Origin of the sequence: Enterococcus sp. AZ089, assembly GCF_050547225.1 — a bacterium.
Classification (GTDB): Bacteria; Bacillota; Bacilli; order Lactobacillales; family Enterococcaceae; genus Enterococcus_D; species Enterococcus_D entomosocium.
The window spans coordinates 1,532,888-1,545,654 of sequence record NZ_CP172954.1 but is presented as its reverse complement, the minus strand read 5'-3'; the positions used below and the strand labels follow the sequence as shown (position 1 = coordinate 1,545,654).

Here is a 12,767-nt window from a genome sequence, read left to right as displayed (position 1 = left end):
ATCCAGATTGGCAAAAGCAAAACAAATCATTTTGTGTGGTCCGCAATTCTTTGTTGCGTTTCTTGCCATAGTTTCTGTGCTTGTTGCTGCTCCTTCGGGATCTCGGTTAGGACTGCTTGACGATCAACAAAGTAGCGGCCACTGATACCCGCAACGTCTGGACTTAGCGCTAAGTAAATCGCTGTATCTGCCCCTTCTTCGGCTGTTTTAAAAAAAGGCGTCAACATTTTATAAATAGATTGACCAAATCCTGTTTGTCGACTGACACCTAAGCTGGTCGCCACAGCTCCCGGATGCAAGGAATTAGCAGTAACGGTCGTATTGCGTAGCTGGAACGCAAGCGCATCCGTAAATAAAATCAGGGCTTTTTTTGAGCGGCCATATTCCCGCCAAGGGAAAAAATCCGGTACATCGAAAAAGCGCTGATCCTTTTTCTTTACAAATTTGTAGGCGCCGGATGACACATTGACGATCCTGCCGGCATCGGCACGTTTTATTAGCGGCAATAACTGACGGGTCAGTTCAAAATGCCCCACGTAGTTTACGCCCAGCATTTGTTCAAATCCATCGGCTGTTCGCTCTTTTTTTAAATTGACGATGCCCGCATTATTGATCAGTACATCCAATTTCTCAAAGCGGGCGTTGATTTCAGCGGCTGACTTGCGTACGCTAGCCAACGACCCCAAATCACCGATCACTAGATCGATGCTTGGATTGCCTGTCTCTTCCTTCAAACGTTGCTGTGCTGCCTGCCCTCGTTCGGCAGAACGGCAATACAAAATCACATGCATCCCCAATTCTGCCAATTGTTTGGCTGTTGCAAAGCCCATACCGGCATTGGCGCCGGTAACTAAAATCGTCTTCAAATCCCCATCATCTCCTTCATAGGATGTCGTTTTCTTTCATCATAACTGAAAACAAAAAAATCTGCTCAAAAAACAGATCAAGAGAAGCTCTCTTCTTGTTTCTTTAAGCAGATTGTTTTATTTTACGCCTGGTAGCGGCAGACGCCATCTAAATAGGTGGCTGTTACATTCATTTCTTGATCCAAAACAATAAAGTCAGCTGGGCGACCTTGTTTGATCATGCCGCAAGCATGGTCAATTTTACAGCTGATTGCTGGAATCAAGCTGGCCATCATGACCGCTTCTTGAGGGGTAGCGATTCCCCAGTCTACTACATTTTTCACAGCTTCTTTTAGTTTCAAAATACTACCAGCAAGATTGCCAGTTTCCATTCGAGCCGTTCCGTCTTTCACCACTACTGGAAATTCACCTAAAATATAATCACCATCTGGCATGCCGCCAGCCATCATACAGTCAGTGATCAAGGCAACATGGTCGTGACCAGCTTTTTCCATCAAAATCTCAGCTGCTTGAGGATGCACATGGTGGCCATCACAAATCAACTCTGAAAAAACTTCTTTTAATGAAAGTAGGGCACCAACCATTCCAGGCTCGCGATGGTTTAATCCGCGCATACCGTTGAATGCATGAACAAAAACGCTAGCACCAGCTTCAACTGCTGTTTGCGCTTCTTGTAATGTACCGTTACTATGGCCTAGAGCAACCACTACGCCTTCTTCCGTCACTTGCGAAACAAACTCACTCACACCTTCTCGCTCAGGAGCCAAGGCGATTTTTTTGATAATTCCACCAGAAGCTTCTTGCCATTCATGGAAGGTATCGATATCAGGATCACCAAAATAAATTGGATTTTGTGCACCTTTATGTTCTTCAGTAAAGAATGGGCCTTCAAAATAGATCCCTTGGATTTTTGCTCCTGTAACTTCGTCTTTGACTTTCCCAACGGTTTCAGCAACATCCCGCAACCGTTCTTTGCTGGATGTTAAGGTTGTTGGCAAGAAGGAAGTCACACCACATGATAAAAGGCCTTCCGACATGGCTTTAATGCCTTCTGCATCGTTGTCCATCACATCATGGTTCATAAATCCGTGGATATGAGTATCCACAAGACCCGGTGCTACCCATTTGCCTGAATAATCTTCTACGTCTGCACCAGAAGGGACTTCATCGACGATCGCTCCGAATTTCCCCTCTTTGACCTCCAGGTAACCAGGGCCATGAACCGCTGATTTTAGAAAGAATTTGTCTGCGTAAATATATTTATTCATCTTGATCGCTCCTCTATTTCTTTTCTTCCTTAAAAGTACTCTTATTTAGGGAAGAAGTCAAGAAAGGTCTACACCACTTTGTCAGATTGGCGAATATCCATGACAGCACGATACAGCTGAAAACTTTTTTCGGCTGCATTTTCTTCTTTCAGTCTATAAAGTAAGTGTCCCTTCAGTTCAAACAATTCTTCTAGAAAATACAAACTGTTTTTTTCTCTGGCTAAGGAAATGCCTTCGTTCGTTACCTTTAGCGCGAGGCAGTCTTCTTGTTGCTCCTTTAAAAAGACCGCATAATTGTAGTAAATTTTGGTCAATGATGTGGAGAGACGTTCCGGCGGCAGTGCGTGCATGGCATCGTATGCTTTTTCTAAGTAAAAACGAGCTTCACCCAGTTGCAGCAAATCACTATAGACGCGACCCATGCAGCTCAGGATACGAATTTCCATCACCGACACATTGGTCTTATCCTGTTGATAGGAGTAGGCCAATCCTTTTTTCAGCGCCTCAAGGGCGGCATCATAGTTTTGATCGAGGAAATAATCACAGCTGCCTAGATAGTAGTAATACATTTGCATATCTGAATCCAGATACAAATAATCCTTGATCGCCTTATCTTCCATTTTTTCCCGCATTTCTTGAAACTGCTTATGGACAAAATGTGATTCGATTTCGGCAAAGATTTGATTGGTTTTGTTGATCTCTTCCGAATGAAGCATCATTACTTGATCTAAGGTGACTCCTAAGCGTTGGCAGATTTGGTACATCACCCAGACATTCGGCAACTCTTCGTTGTTTTCAATACGGCTTAAAACACTTTGCGAACAAATATCTTCCGCTAACATCTTCTGTGTCATCTTTCGTTTCAACCGAATCGAACGGATATTTTGACCAAAAGATTCTTCTTTTTTCTTCATAATCGTCCTCCAGGGGGAATTCTTATAAAAACCGAACGTTTCTTGTCAAAAATGCGAATTCGCATTTTTAATTTTCTTTATTTTAGCACATAATGACAAAAAGGAAAGCAATTTCAAGAATGTCTTGTTATTTTTCCACAATTTCAAATGAGGTGTTAAGATGACGATCGACAGTACGATCTTTTTTACATGGGACGGCAAGAAGTATCAAGGGATCATCGAACGAGAATATGAGAACTCTGTTCTGGTTCAAGTCACCGATCCTAGTGCTGAAATGCTGGATAAATTTACCAATCGAATGATTGTGAGCAAAAAAATTTGTCAACCAGTTGCCGAATAAAAACATAAGCACCACTCCCTCACGGTTGTTGAAGGAGCGGTGCTTTTTTATATTCTTATTTCTGACGATAGGACGCCAAAAATTCTGTCATTTTTTCAGCAGTCGTTTTTAAGTCTTCCATATTAGGAAGATAAACGATTCGGAAATGATCTGGCTGTTGCCAGTTGAACCCACCGCCGTGAACCAGCAAAATGTGGTGCTCGTGTAAAAAGTCTAAAACAAATTGTTCATCATTGGTGATATTAAAGCGTTGAATATCAATTTTAGGGAAAATATAAAAGGCGGCTTTCGGTTTCACCGCTGACAATCCCGGAATGTCATTGATTGCCTTGTGGATAAACGCTCTTTGTTCATAAATACGACCACCCGGTAATAGTAACTCATCAGAACTTTGATAGCCTCCTAATGCGGTCTGAACGATTTGTTGCGATAAGACATTCGAACACAGTCGCATCGAAGATAGCATATTCAAGCCTTCGATATAGTCTTTCACATGGGACTTGTCGCCACTGAGGACCATCCAGCCCACACGGAAACCTGCCACTCGATGAGACTTAGACAAGCCACCTAGCGTCACAACGAATCGATCTGGCGCTAATGTAGCAATCGGCACATGGACATAATCATCCATGACTAACCGGTCATAGATCTCATCAGAGAAAATGATCAAGTCATGCTCACGAGCAACGTCGACGATTTGCTCCAAAATTTCTTTTGGATAAACGGCTCCTGTTGGATTGTTCGGATTAATAATGACGATCGCTTTGGTTTTGCTGGTGACCTTGGCTTTGATGTCCTCGATATCAGGATTCCAATCTGCTTGTTCATCACAAATATAATGGACGGGCTTTCCGCCAGCTAATGAGATCGAAGCAGTCCACAAAGGATAGTCAGGCATCGGCACTAACACTTCATCCCCATTGTTGCACAAACCTTGCATGCACATCGTGATCAGCTCGGAAACACCATTACCTGTGTAAATATCATTGATGGTCACATCAGGAAATTTCTGTAATTGATAATATTGTTCGATCGCTTTACGGGCAGAAAAAATCCCTTTCGAATCAGAATATCCTTCCGATTCTCGCACGTTCATAATCAGGTCTCTAACGATCTCATTTGGGGCTTCGAACCCAAAAGGCGCGGGATTCCCCGTATTTAATTTCAAGATACTGATGCCTTCTTCTTGCATCCGATCGGCTTCTTCTAAAACTGGGCCGCGCACATCATAACTGACCCCTTCAAGTTTTGACGACTTCGAAAATTTCTTCATATTCCATTTCTCCTTTAACCATAGGTCAACGTCAGGTTATTGGTTCTCGTCGTTGATCTCTTTTCAGATTGAACCTATTATAGCAAAAAACTTTTACCTATGGCGAAATTTTTTTGCTTCTCCTTCATCTGTGCTTGTCCCGCTCTCATCTCGTAAATAGTGCGACAGTCAGTAATTTTCAGGAAAATACGTCAAATACAATTCATTTAGTGCCAAGTGCCCCACAGAAAAATCAGTGATCCCTGCAGCGATAAACCGTTGCGGTAGCTGAGGATCGCTGATTTCTATCAGATAGATCCGTCCTTGCAGATCGATGGTCACCGTCGTTAATTCTGGAAAAGCCACCAAAAAATCTGCCGAGTCCGTTTTTAAGTACAACGGTTGATTGACTAACGACTTGCGACCAAAGTATTCGTGAATGATCTTGCCGTCTTTTAAAAACAAGACCCGATCCGCGTAGGAATCCAAATTCGTCAAAATATGCGAAGCAATCACGATCGCTTTCTTTTGCGCTCGCAAGGCTTTTAATACGTTAGAGATCAATTCCACATTGGTCGGATCCAAGCCATTCATGACTTCATCCATCAGCATATAAGGCGTATCCGTCACGATCTGCATCGCAAAACAAAGACGTTGCCGCATGCCCAGCGAATAGGTACCCACAGGACGTTTGATATAGTCACTCATCCGCAAACGATCAATCGTTTCTTCCACTAAGTGTTCCTCTGAACGCCACATTCGCTGATACAGCTTGAGATGCTCGAAACCACTCAAATCATTGTACAAATCATTTTGGTCAGGAAAAAACGAAATTTGTTGATGCGCTGCCACTTCTGATTTTTTGGTCACATATACTTGACTGCCATTCAAAAATACTGCGCCTTCATTCGGCTGGATGAAATTCATCGCCACATTCAATAGCGTGGATTTCCCGGTGCCGTTAGGGGCGACTAACCCGACGATTTCCCCGGGAGAAAAGGCAATGGAAAGCTGATCCAATACTTTTCTCGTATACGTGACCGTCACATTTTTCAGTTCTAACATATCGTTCCTCCTATGCCAAATGAAATTTTTTGCGTTGGATCGTCACGAAGAAACACATTTCGATCAGAAGCCAAACGCCTCCTAATAAAAGCAACCCTTTTTCCATCGTAAACCCTGCAGAACCAAAATAAAAACGTGTCCAGCCTGAAAGGACTTGTCCCACATTTTGATACAGATAGACATACAGCGTTTTATCAAGGTAAGCACTGAACCAACGTCTTTGGAAAATATAGGGTGAAAGCAAGCAAAAACCAGCCAAAAGCAAATTAACCAGTTCTGAGCGAAACAGGGCACTGAACAACAAGATGCCGCGACAATAAATAAACTGCAAAAAAAGCGTCGCAAGAAAACATTGGCCTATAAAAAGACCGATGGCTTGTGTTTCAAAAGCGTTTAAATCTGTGATCGGGTAGCGAGCATCAAAGGTCGGTGATAAAATCGTGACCGGTAGTTCCAGGGAACCAAAGCCGAATTGAATGCCAGAACCCAACCAGAGAAAGAACATGGTCCCAAGCGTTGCAATTGCAGAACCGACCATCAATACTGCCGTTTTGCTCCAAAGGATCTCTTCTGCCGATAATGGCAGTGAAAGAAATAGGGATTTATGTCTTCGTTCTTTTGGCAAACAATCGATCGCCAAAAATAAAGAAACAGCAAGCAATAGAATCGGTAAATATCCAGTAAAACTTCGCTGCAATGCCTGTATCCCCGTTTTTTGCTCCATGACTGCTTGCGAGAGTTTCTTATTCGGCAACTGGCTGAAGGCTTCCATAAGCTTAGCGGTTGAAGCATAACCAAAGCGACCGTCATAGGCAGCGTAGTAATTTTGAAACGTATAATAATCCGGTGTATAAAAAACATTTCGTTCATCGGTAAACTGCAACGCCAACTGGTACCACGTAGTTGTTCCTCGTGCATAAGCTTGCCAGTTTTCATCAGCTAGTGCATCTAATCGTTGTTTTTCCGCTTCGTTCCATGGGGTAAACATTTCAACTGCTAAGCTTGCCGACCAATGGTCAGAAGGATTGGCTGCTTGTTGATCAAGAAAATCTTGTCGCACAGTATAGCGTTGTTGCATTTCTGTTTTATCTACTCGTTCAATCGGGCGAAAATCTTTTTGCCAAAAACTGTAAACGCCGCTATAGATAAGAAGCAAGCAAAAAAGACCAATAGTTTTCTTGCTCTTTAAGAGTTGTCGTAATTCAAATAAAAAATAGTCTTTCATCCTTTGCCTCCTCTCAACAAGCGATTCTGTTTATCCGCAACGAGCATCAAAGCTATACAAAGGAAGATCCACACCACCGTCAGCAGCCAACTAGCATAGACTCCCCAAGAAGTACCAGAACCCAATGCAAAGGCGCCCGAATAAAATTTATCCATAGCAGCTATATGAACTGGTAACAGTGGGATCTTTTGCAGCATCGGAATCAAGCCGAGCCCATAAAAAAGCACCAGCAAAAAGAAAGAGACGTATCGATTGGCTGCGATCATGTTCATGACAAAACCTAAGCATTCGATCAAACCAATCAGCAAGCCAAAAGAAACCAGGCTATATAAAACGCTCTGCCAAAAAGGTAAGGCTACCCAATCCCCATTGAGATAGACGGCTACTGGATACTGCCAATCCCCGAACTCCCCCAGAAGGCTCATTGAAAGAAAGACGCCTAAGAAGAACACAATCAAAACGCCTAAATTTGTAATCCCTTTAACCACAATTTTACTTAACATCCGAATCGGAAAAATCTGCGGGTACGAGCGAATCAAAGAGAAGTGTTCTCTTTCTTCTATCAAATTGTCACTGGCAAAAAAAGCCCAAAAGAAGAAGCCAAAATTAAGCAAAAAGGTTATTGCCAAAGCGACAGCGGTCTGGGCATTGGCAGCCGTGAGGACCGGCTCTTTTTCTTGCTCGACTAAAGCTTGATAGACCTTCTGATCTTGTTCGATTGCCCATAAAGGTGGCAAAAATCCTTTGTCATCAACTTCTGACGCCCAAATCTGCTTTTTTAGTTCTGCAATTTGAATACTCGTTTGATTAAATCGTTCGTATTCTTCCATAATCAAGTTGGATAACTGTCGCGAAGTCAGTGTATTGTTTTCAAGCAAAAGTTGATACACCTCTTGTTCAGCAGGTGAACCCGACTGATTGGCTTGGTAGCGATCAACAAGCCGTGAGGCTTCCGCTTTTTCTGCAGTGATCGTGGCGGGTAAGTTGATGGGTTCCATCAGCTTCAAATAAATGGAAAAACAGCAACCTAAACTAAAGGCACCAATGAGCAGGAAGAGGAACGTTTTCTGTTTGACAGATTTAGCTAACTGGTTTTTAAAGTAGTTCATTTGCTCTCCTCTCAAAAAAATAATTATTCATTCTTTTAGCATACCTTTTATGGAAAAAAATGCAATCTAAAGTCTGAAAATTCTTTCAAATAGCATTAGGAAAAGTTATTGACAAACCTGTTGAAAATCAGGTAAGATATTTTCTAGACGCGGCGTGACAGAACTACCTCAGCCTGCGTTTCCTTCTATAGTATTTGCGGAAATGACGGAATGGCAGACGTGCAAGATTGAGGGTCTTGTGAGCAATCGCTCGTGTGGGTTCAAATCCCATTTTCCGCATCCTTACAGCTTCCCCATTATGGGAAGCTGTTTTTTTGTTTGCTCAAAAGATTCCCCATGGCGATCCTTCGATGAATTCTTTCGATCGCTTTGATCTTGAGCGTCTACTCCTAGAAAGTTGATACGAAGCTTCCTTTCCCAAATGTAAAAATCGATAAAAACTCTTTTATCATTGCATTTCACACTATTTTTCATATAAAATGAATAATATAACAATTATTATCGGAAGCTGGTTCGATGCTCCGCTTTTTCTTATTGGCGGATCAGAAACAGTTGCCTGAATTTACTGGTGATGAAAAATCTTTTCAGCATTTTTCCCATTCACCTTCTCTCCTCCTTCCCCCAGATAAACAAACCTCTTCCGACCGTTTTCTCAGTTACTTTCGATAGAAAGAAGGAGCCTAATGAAAAAAAGAGTACTGATCACCCTATTGTCATTCGTTATTTTGCTTATCGGTTGCGCAAAGGCAGATGAAGAACTGTCAGAGACCGTTGCACTTGGCATCGACGCACGACTGGAATATACAAACCAATCCGGAACGGGCTGGGCCTATTATCACCCAGCAACCTTAGAGTTGTTGATTGCCGGCAGTCAAGCCGAATTGGCTATTTTGGAAGAGCTTGATTCTTCCGACGAAGATCTTTATCAGTTAATCAGCCACACAATTGATTTGATGGCAACCGCTGAACGAGCGTTAGTGGAGCGTCGGATCGATGTCCCTGCTTGGTTTGCTGCCCGCATTGGTTATAGCCAGGCTCTGGCTGCGATTCATGAACGGAGCCCTATCATTCTCAGTAATCAAGACAACCTCAACCGTCTACTGGAGGTAGCAAACGAAACGATTCCTGAAGCCGACCCGCGTCAAAAGCTGGGGCTTTTGGCAGACGATATTGCGCAGCTTCAGCAGCTCACCGAAGATGAGCTAACTCTTCATCGCAGGATCAAACTTGACGACGAACTCACCGCCACTGTTTACCACACAAGTGAAATGAATGTTGACGTCTTCGTTTTTTCGAAGCCCGAAGAGGAGTACGCATCTGGATTTACTGTTCTGAATCGGGAAACTGCCGACGAGCAAAAAGCTGCATTCTATGAAACGATTTTACGAGGGCTGGTCGTAAATATTCCTCGTGAATCGTTGATGTTTATGAATCGATTCGATCAATCTTCAGATGAACATCAGCTGGCGGTGATGACCTATGGCTTTGATCATGACATTGATCAAGACATGGTCACTACCGTGTATCAACAGCTTCAAGAAGCAAACGCCAAACAAGAAGCAACTACGGCTTTGCAGCAAGAGCAAAGCCAGCAAAACCAGGACGAACAAACTCAGACCGAGAATGAAGGAGCTTCAGAACAAAGACGAGCGATCGCACGTGCCGAATCCTATACGAACCTCATGGCTTTCTCACGTGCACGATTGATACAACAATTAGAATTTGAAGGGTTTACCCATAATGATGCACAATGGGCAGTTGATCAGCTCACGATTGATTGGAACGAGCAGGCGTTGAAGAAAGCAAATAGTTACCATTCCTTGATGAGTCTTCCTCCTGACAACATTCGCCGGTTATTAACTTTTGAAGACTTTTCAGAAGAACAAATCGACTACGCGATGACAAACATAGGTAACTAAAAGCTAGCGAAGAAAAGGGCATCGCGATGCCCATATGCTGTTGTAGTGACCCCAAAAAGTTAGGTTTTTTGGTCTAACTTTGGGGGTCAGTTGATGTCACTTATATTGTGACTATGTTTATACTCAAGAAAGTGCTCGATCTGATGCGTTCATTCGTACAAATTGGCGAGGTTTACTAGAGTCTCACGAGGAGGAGAAAAATGAAAAAACAAGTTTTGTTGCCTTTATTACTAATACTGTCCCTGCTTTCAGGATGTGGGACGATAAATTCAGCAAGTCCTGAGGAACTTTCTGAGCGCATCGGTGCAGCTTTAGATGCTGGTTGGGAACATACCTATCATGCAGAAAATCTGACTTATGAGTTAAGTATTGAAAATCTCGAACTGATGATTCGAGGCAAAGAAGCAGAATTGGCCTTTCTAGACCAGGTCAATAGCAACTCAAAACACAAGGCGGCATTCATTGAAAACACGGAAACAATGATCGCACTCGCTCAAGAAGCGATCGAAGCTCGCTATCTGGATATGCCCAGTTGGGTTGCCGCTCGCAATGGCCGTATCGAAGCCTTACTTGCCATCCATGAAGAGAGCCCGATCATCGTCAGTAGACGAGCAAAATTGCAAGAATTATTCAACGAATACGAAGAGGATTTGGCACTAGTGACCGCTGGAGCAAACAATCCTCTTGCCGATGAAGAAGGAATTAATGAAGATACACGAGAAAAGCTTGGTTTGACACCTGATACACTTGAACACTTACACCAACAAAGCGAAGACCAAGAAATCGAGTGGCAGAGTGCTATTGATTTGGCGAACGGTGTGACCATGAATGTCTTTTCAACAAAACATGAGCCAGTGGAGATTCTCACATTTACGAATGCTGGCGAAAAATACCCGGCCGCAATCACTTTGTTTAATGGGCAAATGACGGAAATCGTTCCCGAGATAATGACTCCTTACGAAGCCGTTTCCGCTTATTTTTACGAAATTGCCGATGCAGTTTATGAAACGATTCCAGTCGGTTATCGATTTCTGGTTGAATCCCTATGGCTTGAACTGGAAAACGACAATCGTTTTCAATTTAGAACCTACGTGTTTGATAACGAAGTGACCGAGGAAACGATTTTAGCAGGGTTTCATTTCGCCCCGACTGTAGCAGCACGCTATGAGCGCGAAAACAATGCGACAGAACGAGAACGTGAAGCCTTTTTCCTCGTTAGAGCGCAAGGAAATCGTCGCTTTTATTCAAAACAAGAGATGGCAGAACTGTTAGAAACAGAAGGTTTCACTGCGGAGGAAACACAATGGGCACTAGAGACCCTTGACGTAGATTGGTATCGCCATGCTTTAGGGCGCGCCAATCAATCCCGCCGGGTGTTAGGGATCCGTCAAAGAAATATGGCCGCTCATCTTGAAGGGAACGGCTTCTTACCTGATGAGATCGAATTTGCGATTGAAAACATGGAAAATTAGTATGTAGTGGACGAGACAGATCCCATTCCCCATTTTTTCTTAGCGTAAACAAAAAACCGACCAATCTTCCTGTTTAAGATTGGCCGGTTTCTTTATTTTTTGGTTTTGATTGGTACCATGGCTTTGCGCCGATGCTGTTTCATTATTGCTTGAAGACCATAGACACCAACTCCGATAATTCCTGCAAAAGCCGAAAAAGCAATAAAAATCACAGGAGACGCCCCACTTTCTATTAATTGTTTCCCTTGGACAAAGAAAAATAAGCCCATGCTGATCAATAATGCTAGAAATAGTGATTGTCCCGCCCCGTTTTTTTTCATGCTTGCTCTCCTTTTACTTGATTATAGGTTATTCTCTCATTTCATGAATGAAAAAACCTCCATCTTAAGGCTGATTCTTTCTTTCGATGATCAGATTGATCCCATTCGGATCAGTCAAATGCAAGCGGCTGTCTGTTTCTAACTCATAAGAAACGCCACTTGCCTTTAGATGACTTCGTAACGTAGAAAAAGCCAAAGCTGGCAAAACGATCGTAAAGTACGCTAAGCCTAGATCCTTTTCCTCCATAGCTGGAACATTTCTTCCCATCCAAATATTCGATCCGATATGGTGATGATACGAACCAGCAGCAAAAAACTTTGCTTGGCTACCAAAATCTGAAGTCAAACGCATGCCTAAAACTTCGGTGTAGAATTCTTCTGTTTTTGCCAGATCCGCCACTTTCAAATGGACATGCCCCACCGTGGTGCCAACTGGAAAAGTCGTTTGTGATCGGTCAGCGGCTCCCAGCACGCCTTGCGCGTCCATTTCGATAGTAACGCCCACGATCTCACCGTCTGCTCGAATATCCCATTCACTCTTCGGTTTGTCACGATACACTTCGATCCCGTTTCCTTCTGGATCGGTCAGGTATAACGCTTCACTATACCCATGATCGCTAGCACCATCCAGAGGGGCTTTGGCCTCCAAATAATGAATCAGCATATTTCCTAGGTCTTTACGGCTAGGCAAAAGAAACGCCGTATGGAAAAGGCCTGTTTTCCGTGTCAAAGGCAACGGATCACTTACCTTCTCTAGGACTAAAAGCTCTTGTGTCCCCACGCCCAATCGCGCGTGATCTACACTTTGCTCCAATAAAGTTAGGCCAATCACGTCCGAATAAAACCGGCTCATTTTTTCCATATTCGCTACTTTTAAAACGACTTTGCCAATTGCGGCTGTTGCATCGATTTGATAGGTTGATTGAATCATTGTCATCGCTATTTCCTCTTTTCTAAACAGTTAAGTTCACTTGTACCTTTAAGTATAACACTAACTTTTAGTAAGTAAATAAATCT

The 12,767-nt window shown here is 43.0% G+C and carries 12 protein-coding genes and 1 tRNA gene; 4 read left to right on the top strand and 9 right to left on the bottom strand.

Annotated elements, in window-relative coordinates:
* Positions 1-26: 26 nt before the first annotated feature.
* From IGJ01_RS07230 to IGJ01_RS07220, 3 genes are all read right to left on the bottom strand, one after another.
* Positions 27-866, bottom strand: a complete 840-nt coding sequence (locus tag IGJ01_RS07230; RefSeq protein ID WP_008381487.1) for an SDR family oxidoreductase — start codon at positions 864-866, stop codon at positions 27-29.
* 122 nt (positions 867-988) lie between these two features.
* Complete coding sequence (gene nagA / locus IGJ01_RS07225; RefSeq protein ID WP_005236444.1) at positions 989-2,134, bottom strand: N-acetylglucosamine-6-phosphate deacetylase; 1,146 nt, start codon at positions 2,132-2,134, stop codon at positions 989-991.
* 68 nt (positions 2,135-2,202) lie between these two features.
* Entirely contained in the window at positions 2,203-3,048 is an 846-nt protein-coding gene (locus tag IGJ01_RS07220) for a helix-turn-helix domain-containing protein (protein ID WP_008381491.1), read from the bottom strand.
* A 160-nt stretch (positions 3,049-3,208) separates the two neighbouring features.
* Between IGJ01_RS07220 and IGJ01_RS07215 the strand changes: the two genes are divergently transcribed.
* Entirely contained in the window at positions 3,209-3,388 is a 180-nt protein-coding gene (locus IGJ01_RS07215; RefSeq protein ID WP_005236448.1) for a hypothetical protein, read from the top strand.
* Between the two features lie 55 nt (positions 3,389-3,443).
* Here IGJ01_RS07215 and IGJ01_RS07210 read toward each other — a convergent pair whose 3' ends face one another.
* The 4 genes from IGJ01_RS07210 to IGJ01_RS07195 form a co-directional block, all read right to left on the bottom strand.
* Entirely contained in the window at positions 3,444-4,661 is a 1,218-nt protein-coding gene (locus IGJ01_RS07210) for a pyridoxal phosphate-dependent aminotransferase (protein WP_005236450.1), read from the bottom strand.
* A 168-nt stretch (positions 4,662-4,829) separates the two neighbouring features.
* Entirely contained in the window at positions 4,830-5,705 is an 876-nt protein-coding gene (locus IGJ01_RS07205) for an ABC transporter ATP-binding protein (RefSeq protein ID WP_005236452.1), read from the bottom strand.
* A 10-nt stretch (positions 5,706-5,715) separates the two neighbouring features.
* Positions 5,716-6,930 carry an ABC transporter permease gene (locus IGJ01_RS07200; RefSeq protein ID WP_420657372.1) on the bottom strand — a complete coding sequence of 405 codons (1,215 nt, stop codon included), beginning with the start codon at positions 6,928-6,930 and terminating at the stop codon, positions 5,716-5,718.
* A complete protein-coding gene (locus IGJ01_RS07195) occupies positions 6,927-8,039 on the bottom strand; it encodes a hypothetical protein (protein ID WP_301388359.1) in 1,113 nt (370 codons plus the stop codon). Before IGJ01_RS07195 ends, IGJ01_RS07200 begins: the two co-directional genes overlap by 4 nt.
* 196 nt (positions 8,040-8,235) lie before the next feature.
* Between IGJ01_RS07195 and IGJ01_RS07190 the strand changes: the two genes are divergently transcribed.
* From IGJ01_RS07190 to IGJ01_RS07180, 3 genes are all read left to right on the top strand, one after another.
* Positions 8,236-8,318, top strand: a tRNA-Leu gene (locus IGJ01_RS07190).
* 404 nt (positions 8,319-8,722) lie between these two features.
* Positions 8,723-9,958: an Ltp family lipoprotein gene (locus IGJ01_RS07185; RefSeq protein WP_430601563.1), complete on the top strand. Its 1,236-nt coding sequence runs from the start codon at positions 8,723-8,725 to the stop codon at positions 9,956-9,958.
* 200 nt (positions 9,959-10,158) lie between these two features.
* The gene (locus IGJ01_RS07180; RefSeq protein WP_086317259.1) at positions 10,159-11,430 is read left to right on the top strand and encodes a hypothetical protein; all 1,272 of its coding nucleotides are present in this window, start codon (positions 10,159-10,161) and stop codon (positions 11,428-11,430) included.
* Positions 11,431-11,522: 92 nt separating this feature from the next.
* Here the strand turns inward: IGJ01_RS07180 and IGJ01_RS07175 are convergent, their stop codons facing one another.
* The gene (locus tag IGJ01_RS07175; RefSeq protein WP_005229963.1) at positions 11,523-11,750 is read right to left on the bottom strand and encodes a hypothetical protein; all 228 of its coding nucleotides are present in this window, start codon (positions 11,748-11,750) and stop codon (positions 11,523-11,525) included.
* Between the two features lie 64 nt (positions 11,751-11,814).
* Positions 11,815-12,687 (bottom strand): VOC family protein, encoded by an 873-nt coding sequence (locus IGJ01_RS07170; protein WP_005236471.1) that lies wholly within the window; start codon positions 12,685-12,687, stop codon positions 11,815-11,817.
* Positions 12,688-12,767 lie beyond the last annotated feature (80 nt).